This window comes from Paraburkholderia sp. GAS333, assembly GCF_050435665.1.
GTDB lineage: Bacteria > Pseudomonadota > Gammaproteobacteria > Burkholderiales > Burkholderiaceae > Paraburkholderia > Paraburkholderia fungorum_A.
In genome coordinates this window covers 425,529-443,423 of the sequence record NZ_JBNDKS010000003.1, presented here as the reverse complement: position 1 = coordinate 443,423, position 17,895 = coordinate 425,529, and the positions used below count along the sequence as shown (strand labels likewise).

Annotated in this window: 14 protein-coding genes and 1 pseudogene; 7 read left to right on the top strand and 8 right to left on the bottom strand. The window is 61.3% G+C overall.

Going from position 1 to position 17,895, the window contains the following annotated elements:
- Positions 1-297: 297 nt before the first annotated feature.
- From ABH945_RS17750 to ABH945_RS17720, 7 genes and pseudogenes are all read left to right on the top strand, one after another.
- Positions 298-1,072 (top strand): annotated as a pseudogene (locus tag ABH945_RS17750) (alpha/beta fold hydrolase); the annotation flags it as partial.
- 211 nt (positions 1,073-1,283) lie between these two features.
- Positions 1,284-1,853: a methyltransferase family protein gene (locus ABH945_RS17745; protein WP_429251366.1), complete on the top strand. Its 570-nt coding sequence runs from the start codon at positions 1,284-1,286 to the stop codon at positions 1,851-1,853.
- 7 nt (positions 1,854-1,860) lie between these two features.
- Positions 1,861-3,171, top strand: coding sequence for a glycosyltransferase (locus ABH945_RS17740; RefSeq protein ID WP_429251365.1), 1,311 nt, complete (start codon positions 1,861-1,863; stop codon positions 3,169-3,171).
- Positions 3,168-4,775, top strand: coding sequence for a DHA2 family efflux MFS transporter permease subunit (locus ABH945_RS17735; protein ID WP_429251364.1), 1,608 nt, complete (start codon positions 3,168-3,170; stop codon positions 4,773-4,775). Before ABH945_RS17740 ends, ABH945_RS17735 begins: the two co-directional genes overlap by 4 nt.
- An 11-nt stretch (positions 4,776-4,786) precedes the next feature.
- The gene (locus ABH945_RS17730; protein ID WP_429251363.1) at positions 4,787-5,773 is read left to right on the top strand and encodes a glycosyltransferase family 2 protein; all 987 of its coding nucleotides are present in this window, start codon (positions 4,787-4,789) and stop codon (positions 5,771-5,773) included.
- A gap of 8 nt (positions 5,774-5,781) precedes the next feature.
- Positions 5,782-7,317 carry an efflux transporter outer membrane subunit gene (locus ABH945_RS17725; RefSeq protein WP_429251362.1) on the top strand — a complete coding sequence of 512 codons (1,536 nt, stop codon included), beginning with the start codon at positions 5,782-5,784 and terminating at the stop codon, positions 7,315-7,317.
- Positions 7,318-8,574, top strand: a complete 1,257-nt coding sequence (locus ABH945_RS17720) for an HlyD family efflux transporter periplasmic adaptor subunit (protein WP_429251361.1) — start codon at positions 7,318-7,320, stop codon at positions 8,572-8,574.
- On the opposite strand, the gene ABH945_RS17715 is transcribed toward ABH945_RS17720, so the two are convergent.
- The 8 genes from ABH945_RS17715 to ABH945_RS17680 form a co-directional block, all read right to left on the bottom strand.
- Complete coding sequence (locus tag ABH945_RS17715) at positions 8,571-9,524, bottom strand: hypothetical protein (RefSeq protein WP_429251360.1); 954 nt, start codon at positions 9,522-9,524, stop codon at positions 8,571-8,573. The genes ABH945_RS17720 and ABH945_RS17715 overlap by 4 nt on opposite strands.
- Complete coding sequence (locus ABH945_RS17710) at positions 9,518-10,318, bottom strand: MetQ/NlpA family lipoprotein (RefSeq protein WP_429251359.1); 801 nt, start codon at positions 10,316-10,318, stop codon at positions 9,518-9,520. The genes ABH945_RS17715 and ABH945_RS17710 overlap by 7 nt, the downstream gene beginning before the upstream one ends.
- The gene (locus tag ABH945_RS17705; protein WP_429251358.1) at positions 10,315-11,397 is read right to left on the bottom strand and encodes a formylglycine-generating enzyme family protein; all 1,083 of its coding nucleotides are present in this window, start codon (positions 11,395-11,397) and stop codon (positions 10,315-10,317) included. Before ABH945_RS17705 ends, ABH945_RS17710 begins: the two co-directional genes overlap by 4 nt.
- A gap of 7 nt (positions 11,398-11,404) precedes the next feature.
- Positions 11,405-13,351 carry an arylsulfatase gene (locus ABH945_RS17700; RefSeq protein ID WP_429251357.1) on the bottom strand — a complete coding sequence of 649 codons (1,947 nt, stop codon included), beginning with the start codon at positions 13,349-13,351 and terminating at the stop codon, positions 11,405-11,407.
- A gap of 122 nt (positions 13,352-13,473) precedes the next feature.
- The gene (locus tag ABH945_RS17695) at positions 13,474-14,016 is read right to left on the bottom strand and encodes a hypothetical protein (protein WP_429251356.1); all 543 of its coding nucleotides are present in this window, start codon (positions 14,014-14,016) and stop codon (positions 13,474-13,476) included.
- Positions 14,017-14,177: 161 nt separating this feature from the next.
- Positions 14,178-15,389, bottom strand: coding sequence for a diguanylate cyclase domain-containing protein (locus tag ABH945_RS17690; protein WP_429251355.1), 1,212 nt, complete (start codon positions 15,387-15,389; stop codon positions 14,178-14,180).
- Positions 15,390-15,558: 169 nt separating this feature from the next.
- Entirely contained in the window at positions 15,559-16,206 is a 648-nt protein-coding gene (locus tag ABH945_RS17685) for a response regulator (protein ID WP_429251354.1), read from the bottom strand.
- The gene (locus tag ABH945_RS17680) at positions 16,203-17,615 is read right to left on the bottom strand and encodes a cache domain-containing protein (RefSeq protein ID WP_429251353.1); all 1,413 of its coding nucleotides are present in this window, start codon (positions 17,613-17,615) and stop codon (positions 16,203-16,205) included. The genes ABH945_RS17685 and ABH945_RS17680 overlap by 4 nt, the downstream gene beginning before the upstream one ends.
- Between the last annotated feature and the right edge of the window lie 280 nt (positions 17,616-17,895).

The following is a 17,895-nucleotide window of genomic DNA, read 5'->3' as shown; positions in this document are numbered from 1 at the left end:
TGAAAAGGAACGACTGTTTTTAAGTCATCCTTTCAAATAGTTTATATAAGAAATTTACGAGGCATCAAAAGAGCCCGGTTTTGGTGCGCATTGCGTTAAAACGCATTGCAAAAAACCGATGCGCATTTCTTCGGGGGTGCGGCTCTGATGTAGCAGCGGTCGGGGTGGATCGGATTTGCCGGCAGGAAAAGGCAAATTGCACGGGCCTGATCCCCTGTTGTACGGCCGCAAAGCGCCCGCCAATGCGGGCGCGGTATCAGTACGCGCGTGCTTTGTGCATGCGCATGCGAATACGCCATGCCCATCGAAAAGCTCCTTGTTCCGCTCCCTGCGGGCCTGAAAGTCTACGTTGAACGTCACGTATTCGATCCGGCCTTCGAGAGCGTGATTCTGATCAACGGCGCGCTTGCCACTACGGCGTCGTTTGGCCAGACCATTAAATATCTCGGCGAACGCTATAACCCGATATGTTTTGATTTGCCTTATGCGGGCCAATCTAAAGCGCATAACGCGGGTAACTTCATTCTGACAAAAGACGATGAAGTTGAAATCCTTCTTTATCTAATAGATTTATTCGAACCGGGCTTTCTCGTGTCGGTATCGTGGGGCGGGGTTGCGTCGCTGCTCGCGCTGTCACGAGCGCGGACCAGCGTGAAGCGCGCGGTGATCGCGTCGTTCTCGCCGCGTCTCAATGAAGCGATGACCGCTTATGTGAGTACAGCGCGCGACTATATCGCCGCGGGTGAAAACCTCAAGGCCGCGCAACTGCTCAACGATACCGTGGGCCGGCATCTGCCGCGCATCATGAAGCTCTACAACTTTCGCTATCTGTCGTCGCTGCCGCGGGACGAGCAGCAGCAGGTTGCGTTTCACGTCCAGCAGATTCTGGCGATACGCCCCGAGCATTATCTGTGCGAGTTCCGCAATATCGACTGCGGTCTGAAGTTCCTCAATGGCGAACTGGACGAATACACCACGCCTGACGATGTCCGTTCGCTCGCGCCGCATCTTCAGCGAGCCGAGTTTTCGACTATCGCGCAGGCGGGGCATTTTCTCGATCTTGAAGGGAAAGCGGCTTTACGTCAGGTGCGTAACGAGATTTTCGACTATTTCGGGCCGCCGCCCGTACAGCCGGCGAATCGTGCGCTCGACTGTTTCGATGCGCTCGCCGCGCGTTCTTCGATGTTACCGGTGCCGCAATCCGCAATGACAAACGTCTCGAATGTAGCGAACGTTGCATTGCAAGCCACCGCCGATCACTCGTTACAACAGGTTGAACTACCGTGAATATCGCTCAGAGCATGGCCATCGTCGTACCGTGGACGTTGTGGCTGTTGTATTGGGTCGCGACGTCGAAACAGGTCAAGGAGACCGCGCGCAAGGAAGCTTCGCGATCGCGCACGCTGCAATCCATTCCGCTGATTGCCGGTGGTGCGCTGATCGTGTTGCCGGATCTGAACGGGGCGGCATGGTCGTTCAATTTGGAGTCGATTGGCTCGCTTCAGTTCGCCGGTCTCGCAGTGCTGCTGGCGGGGCTCGGTTTTTCCGTCTGGGCGCGGCTGCATCTCGGCACCAACTGGAGCGTGTCGGTAACGCTGAAGGAAGGCCACGAGCTGGTGCGTAGCGGGCCGTATGGACTGGTGCGTCATCCTATCTATACCGGCTGTCTGCTGGCGCTGGCAGGGGCGGTTTTAATCGGCGCGGAGTGGCGCGGCGTGGCTGGCCTGCTGCTGATTTTCGCATCGCTGGCGTACAAGGTGCGGGTCGAAGAAAGCTGGTTGAGCGGGCATTTCGGCGGTGCCTACGCGCAGTATCGCCGCGACGTGGCTGCGCTGATCCCCGGTCTGTTCTGAGCGCGCCATGACGAAGGTCATCATCACCGCGATAGGGTCGGCGGGCGACGTGCATCCGCTGCTCGGCATCGGCGCGGCTCTGTATTCGCGCGGGCACGAGATCGTGTTCTGCAGTCATGCGCCGTTCGAGGGCGCAGCCACACGGCAAGGCTTTGCATTTGTTCCGATTGGAACGGCTGATGAATACGCTACGGCAATGGCGAATCCGGCGCTATGGCATCCGCGTACTTCGTTCAGAACTTTGTGGGCGTTGATTGCGCCGACGCTGAAGCCGCATTTCGACAAGCTCGCTTCGTTGATCGACGACGACACGATCATGGTCGGCACGTTATGGGCTTTTTCGGCGCGACTGATACAGGAGTTGTATCGCGTGCCGCTGGTGTCGGTACAGGTGTCGCCGTCCACTTTGCTGTCTGCGTATGCGCCGCCGACTCATCCGCGATTGACCATTCCGCGCTGGTTGCCGCTCGGGGTGAAAGCAGGGCTGCTGCGGTTAATCGAATGGCAGGTACTCGACAAGGTTTGCGGGCCGGCGCTGAATGCATTGCGCGGTCAACTCGGGCTCGATCCGGTCACGCGAATATTTGGTCGGTGGCTGCATTCGACCGACGGCGTGCTATGTCTCTTTCCGGAATGGTTCGCGCGTTCTCAGCCGGATTGGCCCGAGCCGCATCGGCTGAGTGGCTTTCCGCTGTTCAACGATGCGGAAGGGCATACGCACGATCCGCAACTGAACGCGTTTTTAGACGCGGGTGAACGTCCTGTCGTTTTCACGGCCGGCTCGACCCTGACCGATCACGCACGTTATTCCGCGACCGTCAGCGCTACGCTGCAGAATACGGGACTGCGCGGCATTCTGCTGACACCGAACGTGCGTGTCGAATCGCATGACGCTCCCGCGTTGATAAAACGCCGTTATGTACCCATGCAAACGCTTCTGCCGCGCTGTCGTGCGTTGGTGCATCACGGCGGCATCGGCACAGCGGCGCTCGCGTATGCAGCAGGTATTCCGCAGATCGTCACACCGTTTGCACACGACCAATTCGATAACGCGCAGCGGGTCGCTGCCAGTGGCTGCGGCGTGCGGCTCGATGGTCCGCTGCAGCCGCAAGCTTTGGCGCGCGCATTGGAACAGGTGCTCGGTTCGCCGTCCATCGCGACGCAATGTGGCCGGATGCAGGACCGGCTCGCAAGTTCACCGGACGGTTGCAATGTCGCCGCGCGCTACATAGAAGGATTCATGCACGCTGGTGTTCGCGGGTCGGGCACGGGACGTGTGCCGTCTTTCGTATTGGCCGCCAGCGGGCACGGCTCATGAGCGCGACATCGCCATTACAGGAAAGCGACCATTTGCTTTCCAATGGATTGCCCCGGGCACCGAAAGTGGCCGGCATCCACGGAGCACGTCTCGCGTTGCTCACGTTTGCGTTGTCGCTCGCGACCTTCATCGAAGTTCTAGATTCGACCGTCACCAACGTCGCGGTACCAGCTATTTCCGGCAGCCTCGGCGTGTCCAATAGTCAGGGAACGTGGGTGATCAGTTCGTACTCGGTGGCGGCCGCGATTGCTGTTCCGCTGACAGGTTGGCTTTCGCAACGGGTCGGCGAAACAAGGCTGTTTCTTTCCGCCGTGATTCTTTTTACGCTGACGTCGCTACTCTGCGGCGTAGCCGGTGACTTTCATCTTCTGGTGGTATGCCGCGCCTTGCAGGGGCTTTTTTCGGGGCCGATGGTGCCGTTGTCGCAAACCATCCTGCTACGCACTTTTCCACCCGACAAACGCGTCGTAGCACTCGCTCTGTGGGCCATGACCGTGCTACTCGCGCCGATCTTCGGCCCGGTAGTGGGCGGCTGGCTGATCGACAACTTTACGTGGCCGTGGATCTTCCTGATCAATCTGCCGATAGGCATCTTTTCGTTCACAGTATGCATGACGCTGTTGCGTGGCGACCCGCGCGAGACAGCCTCCGTTCGCGCTGAACGTGCCGCACCGATAGATCTGCCTGGCATCGCGTTGCTGGTGTTGGGTGTCGGATCGCTGCAAATCGTGCTCGATCTCGGACACGATCGCGGCTGGTTTGATTCGCCGCTGATTCTCGTACTGTCGATTGTCGCTGTGTTGTCGATCGTATCGCTGCTGATCTGGGAAGCGGGCGCAGCGCATCCGGTGATCGACCTGAGTCTGTTTCGCGACCGCACCTTTTCATTCTGCGTGTTGATCATCTCTCTCGGCATGATGAGTTTTTCGGTGGTCGGCGTGGTGTTTCCGCTGTGGTTGCAGGCAGTAATGGGCTATACCGCGTATCAGGCCGGACTCGCCACGGCGCCGCTCGGCGTGCTCGCGCTGGTGTTCTCGATTCTGGTCGGCATCTATTCACCCCGTTTCGACGCACGCGTACTCGCGACATTCGGCTTTCTCGTGTTCGCATCGGTGCTGTGGTGGAACGCGCACTTCACGCTGACCATGACGTTCACGCAGATCATCACGCCTGGGTTGATTCAAGGCATTGGCCTGCCGTGCTTCTTCATTCCGCTGACCGCTGCAACGCTGTCGCGCGTATCGGACGACAAACTCGCTGCCGCGTCCAGCTTGTCGAATTTTTTGCGCACGTTGTCGGCAGCATTCGGCACTGCGATGAGCGTCACGCTTTGGGATAACCGCGCGCTGTTTCACTACGACGTGATCGCGCAATCGGTGACGAAATCGTCCGGCAATACGCAGCACTTCGTTCAAAGCCTGCACGGCATGGGTATCGACGGCACGCGCGAGCTGGTCACTTTGCATCACGTCGTGCAGCAGCAGGCGTACATGATGGCGACCGGCGACATGTTCTACATGGCGAGCATGACCTGTCTCGCGCTCGCCGCGATGATGTGGCTCACGCGTCCGAAACGCGGCGCGGCCATGACGCTCGGCCACTAAGGAGAATTTCGATGACGACCCTCGGCGCATTGATCATTCTGTTTCACCCGGACGAGGAGCAATTGTCGCGCGCAGTCGCCATGCGCAGCATGTGCGACCGGTTGCTGGTGGTCGACAACTCGCCGCAACCCGACCGGCGCGCGGCGCTGCGCTTGCACGAAGCCGGTATTGCGCTATTGCAGAATGGCAATCGCAACGGCATCGCCGGCGCGTTCAATCGCGGCCTGAGCGCGCTATTTCAACTGGATATCGATGCCGTCGCGCTATTCGATCAGGACTCGACTGCACCCGTCGACTACTTTCCTGCGATGCGCGCCCACTGCGAGTCGTTAGGCGGTCGCGCATTTTTAATGGGCCCGCGCATTTTCGATGAAAGCGATCAACGCTTCCTGCCCGAACTGGCAACCAGCGGTCTCGCGGTCGAAAGACTTTCTCTGCGTGCAGACGTGCCGTTGCAGCGCTGCGCATTTCTGATTTCATCAGGCTGTGTGATTTCTCGTGAGGCTTACACGCGGCTCGGCCGTTTCGACGAGGCGCTGTTTATCGATCACGTCGATACCGAATACTGCCTGCGCGCGTTGTTGCGCAATGTGCCGGTGTATGTGGTGCCGTCGCTGGTGTTGCTGCATCGGATCGGCTCGCGTCGTCGCCATAAACTCGGCTCGCTCGAATTGACGACGATGAACCATCCGGGCTTTCGTCGCTATTACAGCGCGCGCAACGCGATGCAACTGGGGCTGCAATACGGCCTGCGTCTGCCGGTCGCCATCGTGCCCAATGTGCTGACGTTATGGCAGATCGTGCAGATCGTCCTCGCGGAAAACGACAAGCTGACCAAGCTCAACGCGATTGCGTGGGGTTTGGTCGACGGATTGTTCGGGCGCATGGGGCCGATCGAAATCACCCGTCCGCGTCTTGCCGCAAGGGCTGCAAAAGCGGGCGCGCTTGCAGGATCAACTGAAGGCGACGCTGCGATGCATCGTCCGCGTCATTCATGAAATTGCGTATGAAACTATTAGTCGCCTGGCGCATGGTGCCGTTACTACTGGTGGCCGCTGCATTGAGCGGTTGCATCAGCGATGCAGGTCTGCACGCGAGTGTCGATCCGATCAGGCCTGCTGTGGATACGCTCGCGCAAACCATCGGGCCGGATGCGAACGGCGCATGGCCCGCACCCGACTGGGTGAAGCGCTACCGCGATCCGCAACTCGACAAACTGGTGGCCGAAGCGTTGCAGCAGAACCCCGACTTGCAGATCGCAAAGGCGCGTGTCGGTGCTGCACAGTCGCAACTGGAGCAATTTTCTTCGCTGACCGGACTGACCGGCACGGCGGTCGCATCGGTGAGCAAGGCACGTCTTCCTCAACCCGACGACGTAGCGAATGTCTCTGTCGGCGGTCAGCAGATTCCGGTGCAGTTGTTCAACGATCCGGTGGTGTCGCCTGCTGCGTTGATTGCAGGTTTGAGTTATCAACTCGACCTGTGGGGCAAGAATGCGGCATTGACCCGCAGTCTGTTGTCCACGCGCGACGCCGCGCGTATCGACGCGGAACAGGCGCGTCTCACGCTGACGGTTGCGCTGGTCACGTTGTACTGCGAACTCGACCGCGCCTTCACGATGCAGGACATTCTGCTGGAGAAACAGCAGGCGGCGGATCGTGTCGATGCCGTGCTGCGTGAGCGGGGTGCGCGCGGTATCGACAATGCGTATGACTCAGCCGACGCCGATCTCAAACGCAGCCGTCTCGCGTCGCAACAGGCGCTCAACGACGAGCGCATCAAGCTGACCGAGTTGCAGATTGGCGTAATGACCGGACGCGGACCGGAGCGCGGCTTGGCGTTGCATCGTCCGCAATTGTCGGCGGCTGCCGATGCGCCCATGCCCGCGCAATTGCCGGTCGATCTGCTTGGGCGGCGCCCCGATATCGTCGCCGCGCGTTTGCGCGCGGAAGCCGCGCTCGCGAATACCGACGCCACGCGCGCGCAGTTTTATCCCGACGTAAATCTCGTCGCGTTTGCCGGTTTGACCGCGTTGACACCTGCCGCGTTGTTCTCGCGCGCGGCATTGACCGGCTCGGTCGGCCCGGCAATTTCGCTGCCGGTGTTCGACAGAACCCGCTTGCGCGCGCAACTGGGCGGCGATTACGCGAATGTCGACGCGGCTGTGAGCCTTTACAACAAGACCGTCGATGAAGCGCTCGGCGAGGTCGCGCGTCAACTGACGTCACTGCGTACCGTCGACCGGCTCGCGGACGAACAGAGCCGCGCGGTGCAATCGGCGTCGCGCATCGTCGCGATTGCCGAGGAGCGGCATCGTCGCGGAATCGGCATGCAGAAGGATGTGACGCTCGCCGATCTTTCGTTACTCGATGAGCGCGCGCAACAAGCCGATCTGCAAGGCCGGCGCATGTTGTTGCAGGTGGCGCTGGTCGGCGCACTCGGCGGTGGATTCGATGAAAGCAAGGTCAGCGGCGCGCCGATTGTTCATTCGCAATCGGCCGCTTTCTCCCACGCACGCATCATGGATACGCACTTCGACTGAATGCATAACGACAAACAGGCACAGCATGCCGCCGGCTGGACGCAGGAACATTCCGGGCTGGCGAGCAATACGGGCAATCCGAACGATCCCAATGATCGCAACAGTGCGCACGATTCGAAGCGAATCGTGCGGCGCCGCCGCTTCGCCATTTTCTTTGGCGTGGTGCTGTTCGCAGGCGCGGCGTGGTTCACGTACTGGGGATTGAGTGCGCGCTTCTTCGAGGAGACCGACGACGCGTACGTGGCGGGCAACATCGTGCAGATCGCCGCGCAAATACCGGGTACGGTCACCGATATTCTGGTGGATAACACCCGCCAGGTGCGAGCCGGCCAACCGCTCGTCAAGCTCGACGACGCCGAAGCGGCCGCCGCGTTCGCGCAGGCTCGCGCGCAACTCACGCTGGCCGTGCGTCAGGTTGCGAACGCGACGATTTCTCGCAAACTCTACGTGCAATCAATCGACGCGCGACGTGCCGAGCTGGCATTGGCTCAGCGTGCGCTGGCGGCGCGAGATCATGCGTCGGTGGAAGTCGTATCGCCGGAAGAACTCGCGCGTGCGAAGGAAGCGGTGGCTGTCGCGCAGGCGAATCTCGCGTCTGCGCAGGTTCAACTCGACGCGGCACGCGCGTTGGGCGGCAAGTTTCCGATCGCCTCGGCACCGCCGGTGTTGCAGGCGGCGGCGCAATTGCGGCTGGCTTACCGTAACCTGCAACGCACGACCGTGGTGTCGCCAATCGACGGCACGGTAGGCCAGCGTTCGGTACAGATCGGCCAGCAGGTTGGACCGGGGCTTGCTCTCATGTCGATCATTCCGCTTGAACGCCTGTGGGTCGAGGCGAATTTCAAGGAAGGGCAGATTCGCAGCATGCGGGTGGGTCAGCCGGTGCGTATCGTGTCGGATGTGTATGGCTCGCAGGTCGTTTATCGCGGACGCGTCGAAGGCTTTTCAGCGGGTACAGGTAGCGCTTTTTCGATGTTGCCTTCACAGAACGCAGCGGGCAACTGGATCAAGGTCGTGCAGCGCGTACCCATAGTGATCTCGCTCGATCCTGCCGAGCTTGCCGCTCATCCGTTGCGACTGGGCTTGTCGATGCAGGTCTCCGTGGACACGCACGAGCGCGGCGGTCATCTGATCGGTAACGATACGCCCGCGGCCACGCAGGCGACACGTGTTCACGACAACGTGTCCCGCGATGCCGACGTACTGATCGAAAAGACCGTCCGGGAGAATAGCGAACGATTGAGCGCGGTGGATTAAATCGCCGCGCCGCTCAGATACGTTTCGACCTTGGCAGCCAGCGGCGCATCGCTGCGCTGATAGTCCGCCGGCAAAGGAACCGCGAGTAAGGCTTTCGCCCGCTGATAGGCGCTCACGAAGCCGCGCAGTTCCTGCGTGACGGGCCGGTCGTCCAGGCGGCGTCGCGATAGTGCCTGCTCGACACAGCGGCCGATCAACGCGATCTGACTGTCGATATAGTCGATACTCAATTGGCGGCAACGCTCGGAAGTACTCGCCACCGCGAGTAGCGCGGGCACGATGGAGATAGTCAGAAATCCGCCCGCTGGAATGCGCGCCAATGCAGCAGGCGAATTGAACAGATCTTTACGCAGTGATTCGAAGACGGCCCGACCCCACACGTCGCGCTCTTGTGCGAGTGCGCTGCGGCGACGCGTTAGTGCGTCCTTGGCGCCGGTATCGACGATATCGCCGTCGGCAACCAGCAATGCAGCGTCGGCATGCTCGCCTTCCTGAATGCAATTCGCGCCGAAATACGCGCTGCCCTGATTACGTGCCGCCAATACAAGATGCTGCAACCGGTCCGGCACGAGCGGATCGAGCGGAACCACCTCGCACGTCACCGGCTTGCCGCTGAAATGAATCGCGCAGCGGCCGTCGTCTTCCAGTGCTGGGCAACGTGCGACAGAAGGGTAGTCGTAGCCCTGCGCCGTGATGCTGAAGGTGTCGCCTGCACGATGCAACAGTGTGTCTGCGATCGAGTCGAACGCCGCGATGTCGGTCGCGTCGAGCATACTTTCGTGACTGCCCACGCGCAGTCGTTCGCCTTCACGTTTGCGCGGCACACGTCCAATCGCGAGACAGCCGATGAACAGATCGCGATGCCGGAACAGTTCCGCCAATGTCATCGACGGCGGCGTATTGCAGCATTTGCCGCATGCCGAGCACGCGAACGAAAACGCGTTCACCATGGCCGGCGCACCGAATCCTGATAGCGGGTGAGGATGAAGTGCGCGACATCGTCCGAGTGATACGCCGATACCAGTTGCGAAACCCAGGGCTGAGTGCGGTCGCTGTCGCGCACGGCGAGCACGTTCGCATACGGCGAACGTGCGTCTTCGAGACCGATGCTGTCGCGCGCCGGATAGAGGCCTGCACGCGCGGCGTCGTCGCTATCGATTACCGCGAAGGCCACGCTATTCAACGAGTCGAACAAACGCGCGCGCGGCACCTGACGTATCTTCAGATTCAGCCTGTTACTCGTAATGTCGTGAGTTGTCGCGTGGAGGCCTGCACTGTCCCTGAACGTGATGAGCGTGTAGTTCTGCAGCAGGATCAACGCGCGTGCGACGCCTTCACGGTCGTCGGGAATCGCGATGGTCGCGCCGCGTTGCAACTGGTTGATGTTCGCCAGTTTGCGCGAGTACAGCGCGACCGGAAACGTCACGGTCGTCGCGACGCCGCTCAACGCATAGTCGTGCTGTTTGCGCTGCGTTTCAAGGCTCGGTTCATCTTCGAAGCTCGCTGCGTCGATCTGCTTCGCAGCGAGGGCGGCGTCGATGGCGCCGGGTTGATCGAACACGACGACATCGAGTGCGAGTCCGCGAGTCGCCGCGACACGGCGTACCTCGTCCATGATCTGCGCATGCGCGCCGGGCGTGACGCCGACCTTGATGACCTGCGCTTCATTGGCAGCTTGCGCTGGCGGGTGAAGCGCCGCAAAAGTCATCAAGGCCACTGCGGCCGCGATTAAACGTGGCTTCATGATGCATCCCTCAACACGGTGCGAAAGCCGATATGCGACGCCGGCAGATCCGCTTCCTGCTGTTCACGCGACGCCGCGCGATAGCGCACGCAATAGTCCTGCGAGCAGAGGAACGAGCCGCCCTTGATCACCATCAGCGTATCGTGTTTGCGGCTGAGCGGCGCGACGGCGGCAGTGTCGCCATTCGTATGCGATTGATGCGGACCGCTATAGACATCTCTCGTCCACTCCCACGCGTCGCCGATCATGTCGTAGAGCTTGAAGTCGTTGGCCGCATAGCAGCCGACCGGCGACAGGCCCACATGTCCGTCTTCTTTCGTGTTCAGCACAGGAAACACGCCTTGCCAGTAATTCGCACTCGGTTTGCCGTGTTCGTCGCGCGGCGCGGTGTCGAGATCCGCGCCTTCGTGACCGGCCTTGCCCGCGTATTCCCACTCGGCTTCCGTCGGCAGATCGCGGCCGAGCCAGCGCGCGTAAGCGAGTGCGTCGGCTTGCGTGACCATCGTCACCGGCTGGTTCATGATGCCGTCGAGATTGCTGCCGGGTCCGGTCGGATGATTCCACCCGGCGCCCTTCACCCAACTCCACCACGCCAGATCGCGCGCATTCATTTCCTCGCGTGTCGGCGTGTGGAACACCACGGCGCCGCCCTGGCGTTCTGAATCGCTGACATAGCCGGTCGCTTTCACGAAGGCCAAAAATTGCGCGTTCGTCACGTCGGTCTGATCGATCCAGAAGCCGCTGACGCGCGTCTTGCCGTCACCGGCCGGGCGCTCGTCTTCGTAACCGAGTTTGCTGCCGAATACGAAGTCGCCGCCATGCAGATGCACCATGCCGGCCTTCGGATCGTCGCGCCAGCGCGCGGGCAGGCCGCCGTAGCGCCCGCATTGCTGTTCGGAGCCGAGGACGGTCAACGCGCGGCCGTGGTTCAGATCGTCGAACCCGCTCGCCTTGCCGCCGCTGAAAACCGCCGAGGCGGCTGTCGCGGCGGTAAAGGCGGCGGCGAACGCGACCGTGGCGATTGCCGCGTAAGCGCCGTAAAGCGCGGTGCGGCCTTTAAGCTTGAATCGTACGGTCATCGCTTACTCAGTAATAACCACGCGGACGCAGCGGCTCGACGCCGCCGACGCTCGTCATGTAGCTGTTCCACTGCTGCACGAGGCTGTCGACCACCGACGGATTCTGCGTCGCCACGTCCTGCGTTTCGCCACGATCGGCGGTCATGTCGAACAGTTGCCAGTGACCGTCCACGGGACCGAGCGGCGGCTCTGTCCACAAGGCTTTCCACTTGCCGTCGGCGCTACGCAGATAACCGCGGCCGTAGGCTTCATCGCCGAACGAAGCGGTATGCACCGCGTTCGTGGTCTGATCGTTCAACAGCGGCAGCAGCGACTGACCCGTGATCGGATACACGTAGCGATTGTTGTAGACCACCTTGCCCTTGTTCTGATCGACGCCGGTCAGCGTATTGATCAGTGCAGGCGCGGCTTGCGTAGGCGGCGAAATCTGCGCGACCGCGAGGAACGTGGCGGTGTTGTCGGTCACATGCGTGAAATCGCGCAAGGTCGCCTTCTGCGTGGTCTGCCCCGGCAGGTGGACGATCAACGGCGTGGACACACCGCCTTCACCCGAATACCCCTTCGTCAGACGGAACGGTGTCGCGCTCACTTCGGCCCAGCGCAAACCGTATTGCAGACGCTTTGCATTCTGCAGACCGTTGTCGGTGCCGAGCGTCGAATAGACCGGGTCGGCGGCGTTGGCGGTATCGGTTGCGGTCGGGTCCGCGCCGGAGTCGATCGGCCAGCCTTCCGCGCCGTTATCCGACTGGAACATGATGAACGTGTTGTCGTATTCGCCGATGTCCTTCAGATGCTGAATCAGCAAGCCAATGTTGTGGTCGAGGTTCTCGACCATGCCCGCGTAGATTTCCATGTAGCGCGCCTGCGCTTTCTTCTCGGCGGGCGAGAGGCTGTCCCACTTCTTGTTCACATAGCCGGGGCCGTAGTCGGTATAGCCCTGCGCGGCGCTGTGCACCGCGCTCACGTATTTCGCCGACGCCGTGCCGTTGTTCGCGGTGGCCGCGGTCGCGACGAGCGTTTCCGATGCGCCGCCGTACGGCACGAAGTCGTTCGGAATAATGCCGAGCGCTTTTTGCCGTGCAATGCGGGCGTCGCGGATCGCGTCGTAACCGGCGTCGTATTTACCCGCGTAATTGTGCAGATACGGCTCCGGCACCTGCAGCGGCCAATGCGGCGACGTGTAGGCCGCGTAGGCGAAGAACGGCTTGCCGTCGCCCTTATTCGAGTCGATATAGGAGATCAGGCGCTGCGTATAGAAGTCGGTCGAATAGAACACGGCAGGGCTGCCGCCTGTGCCGCCCGGTTGTCCCGGCTGGCCTGGCTGAACGTACTTGCCGTCTTCGGTGTAGTTCTGCGAACCGGCGGGTTCGTGCGCGAAGTGATTTGTCGCGGCGCCGCCGAGCAGCGCGTAGCTATGCTCGAAACCCCACTGGTCCGGCGTCTGTCCGCTGCCCGTCGCGCTGCCGACAATGCCCGAGCCGATGTGCCATTTGCCGGCCATGTACGTGTGATAACCGCCGTCCTTCAGCAATTGCGCAACCGACAATGCGCGGTCGTTCAGGTATCCCTCGTAGCCGGGCAGTCCTTTGCGTTCATCGGTCGGCACACCCATCGTGCCTTCGCCAACCAGGTGGTGATCGGTGCCGGAAATCAGCATCGAACGCGTAATCGCGCAGACGGTGCCGGTGTGGTGATTGGTCAGAATGCGACCCGATTGCACCAGTGCATCGAGATTCGGCGTATTGATTTCGCCGCCGAATGCGTGGATGTCGGAATAGCCGAGATCGTCGGCCATGATGTACAGGATGTTCGGCCGCTTCTGTGCGACGACCGGTGCCGAAGCGCTGGGAGAGATGCTGCCGTCGCCGCACGAAGCGAGGGCGACGAGGCTGGCGACGGCTGCGCCGACGATGCCGAGACGAAGTGTTGAGTGTTGCGATCGATATGTTGTCATTGTTGTACTGACCGAAGATGTCGGGTCGCCGATGTTAGCAACGGTAACAGTACGTCCAAAGTTTGATTTCTGCGTTGCTATGCCGGATTGTCGATATAGATGTTGTGGCGTGCAGCGCGGTTCTAGTTGCCTGGATCGAGTACCGGCTTGTCCGGGTTCGAAAGCATTTTGTAGGGGAGTTGCGCGGCGTGCGGATCGCTCACCGTGTTGTCGATAACGCGCTCGACGTCGGCCGTTTTGGCGAGTTCGGTGATGAACGTATGTTTGTCGAATCCGGGTGCCACGCAGCCTTCCACGTAAATGAAGCGACGTTGCAGCGTGAGCCATAGCGTCGTTTGCTCGCGCCAGTGCGTGGCGAGATTGATGCTGGCGAGACGACGTGGCACGGCTTCGGCGATTTCCGCGTCGTACAGATACGCGTTCGATAAACGGCAGCGGCCTTCTATCCAGCAGCTATTGCCGCGCTCGATCCGGTAATGGCTGTCGTCGAGCCATTCCTTTTCGGTTTCGAATGGACCCAGCGGAGTGGGGCAGTCGCCGATTGCTTTGGAGATCTGAAAGAACGGATCGTGGCCGCGATTGCTGCGAGGCTGTTGCGCATGAGCATGAATAGCGGCGATGCCGATTAGCAGACAGCCCAATCGCGCAATGATCTGGCGTTTCATCTTCGGTCTGCTTTCGGTAGTGGGGTAGCCGAAAAGGAGAGAGGCGAAGTTCTATTCTGGCACTTTCGTGCAGCGGAGTGAATGAGGCGAGTGACGCAGAGTACTTTGCGACAACAGGTTTTTATTTTTATTGTCGAGCCTGAAAACGGAACACGCCGTCTTTAAACCGTCGTTCCGCGACGACGTGCCGTGTCACTATCCGCCGAATGCGACTTCGCTGCGGTTTGCGCCAATTCCAGCCGGTTGCCACCGAGCGATTTCGCGCGATATAACGCCTGGTCGGCGGCTGCGAGCAGTTCGCCGAGCGTCAATGCTTCGCTCCCGGATTGTGCGAGGCCGATGCTGACCGTGGCCTGTATTCCGGCGCCGTCGATCCGGTGAGAAACCGTCGCAGCAAACCGCTTGACGATTGCGCTGCCCAGTTCTTTAGCGCGGCGGCTGTCTTGCCCCGGCAGCAGCGCGGCAAACTCTTCTCCGCCGATGCGCGCGAGTATCGCGTCGGCGCCCAGCACGCTTCGTGCAATCTGCCCGAACGACTTCAGGACCTCGTCGCCGGTTTCATGGCCGTACCGGTCGTTGATCGTCTTGAAGTGGTCGAGGTCGAACGCAAGCAGCGAGACGGACTGCGCCGCGCCGCCGTCGCTGATCACGCGCGTGCCTTCTTCGAAAAAGCGCCGGCGATTGCCGAGGCCAGTCAGATAATCGGTTTGGGATTCCAGCAATAGCTGCTCATGCGCCTCTTCGCGGACGAGTTTCAGCAGGGTCATCGGCAGGACGACCGAATACAACACGCCCTCGTACATCGTGATCTGGCTGGCGACAGAAAATATTTTCGGCCCGAACTGCGTGGCGAGCCAGGGCAGGATGAAAGCTCTGAACGCATAAAAAAGCGCGTGTCCGCCGGACACCCACGCAGCGATGCGGCGCGACTGGAATCGCTTCAACGCGTTGTTTCGCGACAACTCCAGGGCCGTCATGCCGCAGGCTATCGCGATCGGAATCGCGCTGACGTAGCCCCACATCAGCGCTTCGCCGCGCGTGCCCGCCACGGCCCAGGTCAGCGCGAGAAGAGCGACCAACGCGATCGACCCGGCTCGATATTGCCGGCCGCTCAGCGCGGCGGCGCCGTGGAGGATCAGCAGATAGCCGGTAACAATGACGAGATTGCTCAACGCAGCGCCTGTCACGCCAGGCAGCGTATGACGAAACGCGGCGGCCGCGCAGCCAATTGCCAGCGTGGCATAGGCCGCCGACAGGATGCTTAATTCCTTGCGGCGCGCAGGGTGGGTGCGGCGCTCCCATAGCGTCATGGCGGAACTGGCTAGAAGCGTTCCGATTGCAAGGAGATAAAGGGTAATGAGGTCGACGTGCATCGCAGATGAAGGGCTATTCGCCGGTACATCGCGGCGGCACGCGCATTTTACGACGAAAATAAGACGGCAGGACGATAGTCGGACTGCGGCATATATGCGTAAGGAATGTATTTGCCGCGTGCATTAATACGTTTCAGGTAAATGGCGCGGCAACGCGCAACGCATTAGCTCACCGCTTCGTTCGCCGGTTTTCTACCGCGAATTTAATCAGCTCCGCCTGTCCCTCTATATCGAGCTTGCGCTTCAGATTCAGCCGATGCGTCTCCACGGTACGCACCGACAGGTCGTTGCGCTGCGCAATCTGCTTGCTCGACAGGCCCTCCGCGAGCGCATCGAGAATATCGCGCTCGCGCGGCGTCAGCCTTTCAATTGGCGATTGCGTCGCCGACGCCTGGATCAGACGCGCGCCCAGGCCGGCGCTGAAGAAAGTTTTACCGGAGAGCACGGCGTCGATGGCCTGAATGATTTCGGTCGCGGGCGAATCCTTCAGCACATATCCGCCCGCTCCGGCGCGAACCGCCTGCGTCACGTATTCGAGGTTGTCGTGCATCGACAGCATCAGCACGCGGATGCCGGGAAAACGCTCATGAAAGAGACCGGCGAGCGCGATGCCGTTCATCCCCGTCATACCGACGTCCATCAGCACGAGATCGGGCGTCTGACTGTCGGCAAGCGCGAGCGCTTCCTGCGCATTGCCCGCTTCGCCGACGATTTCGAAGTTGCGCACCGCTTCGAGACGGGCCCGCAAGCCGTCGCGCACGAGCGGATGATCGTCGACGAGAAGCAGGCGTGCGGTGGCGTGGGAAGTATCGTTCATGATCGGATTGGGTCGGCGAGGGCGGCGGGTTCCGGCGTTCCAAGCGGCACACGTGCGGTGACGAGCGTGTGCCCGGCTTGCGAGTTCAGCGACAGCTTGCCGCCGAGCGGTTCGAGCCGCTCGCGCATGTTGCGAAGACCGACGCCCGAGCGCCGGCCGACAAAAGCGTGGGTCACGTCGAAACCGCGTCCGTTGTCGGCGATGGTCAGCGTGACGGCGTCGTGCGAGATTTCGAGCGCCAGTGCCGCGCTCGTTGCCTGCGCGTGCCGCACGATGTTGGTCAGCGCTTCCTGGGCGATGCGGAACAGCACGGTGTTGACCGCATCGGGCAGCATGGCCGCGTGCGTGTGCGCGATCTGCGTGAAGCCGATTTCGATGCCGGACTCGTCGCTGAGTTCGCGCGTGAGTTGTTCGAGCGCGGCCGCGACGCCGAGATCGTCGAGCATCGACGGACGCAGCGCGTGCGAAATGCGGCGCACTTCGCGCAAGGTATCGCCAAGACGCGTGAGACTCGTGGACAGCGCGGCTTCGGCGGCGGGCACGCGCGACTCGCTGCGCTCGAAGCGCGCCAGCGCGGATTCGAGCAGCAGTTTCACCGACACCATCATCTGGCTGATGCCGTCGTGCAGTTCGCGCGAAAGCCGCGCCCGTTCGTTTTCCTGCGACTCGACTACCTGCTGCGCGAGGCGCTTCAGTTTGGCGTCGGCGCTACGGTATTCGGTGACGTTCAGCACGAGCGCGCACAGCGCGATCACCGCCAGTCCAGCCACCGCGATCGTGTCGATCCATTTCATCGTACGGTCGATGTTGGCCGCCGCGCCTTCGTCGATATGCGCGAGCGTCGTGTCGACGTCGTCGAGATAAATGCCGGTGCCGATCATCCAGCCCCAGCGGGGCAGCGGCACTACGTAGCCGAGTTTCGACGCAACCTTGCCGGTCGACGGCCGGTGCCACAGATAGCGCACATAGCCGCCGCCATTCGACGCCGCCGCGATCAGCCGCTGGATGGTCGGCACGCCCTGGCTGTCGCGCAGCGTCCACAAATCGCGACCGACGAGGTCCGGCTCGCGTGGATGCATCAGCGAACGGCCATGCATGTCGTAGACGAAAAAGTAGCCGTCCTTGCCGAAATCCATTTTCTCGAGCACGTCGAGCGCGCGGGTACGCAGCAATGCGTCGTCGCGCGCATTGTCCTTGCCGGCGTCGTAAAGCGGCTCGATCGCCGTGGTCGCGAGTTCGACGTAATGCTTGAGTTCGATTTCCTTGCTGGCCAGATAGGCCGCCTGGGTCGTCGCGTGCTGCCGCTCGGCGAGCGCGGTGGCCTGCTCGCGCACGCCCATTTCGATGCTGGCGATGGCCGCCAGAAAGGGCACGATCGCCAGCAGCACAATCTTGGCTTTGAGTTTCATCGTCGGAAAGACAGCGAGCCGGCTACGTAGTATTACGTAGCCGGCTTACGTAGTTGCGCGCTTGTAAGGTCGCTCACGAAGGCGAATACTACAACGCCGCGGCGTACCGCGCGTCTGGAGCGCGGGCGCCGTCGCCTATGCGCCATGGCGCAGCGGGCCGGTCCGGCATTCTCATGCCATGACAGGAGACGCCTGAATCGGGTTTTACACCTGATATCAGATCACCGGTTTTCCGCGTATCGGGCCACAAGCCACGCTGCGCGGCGTCAATAATAGACTT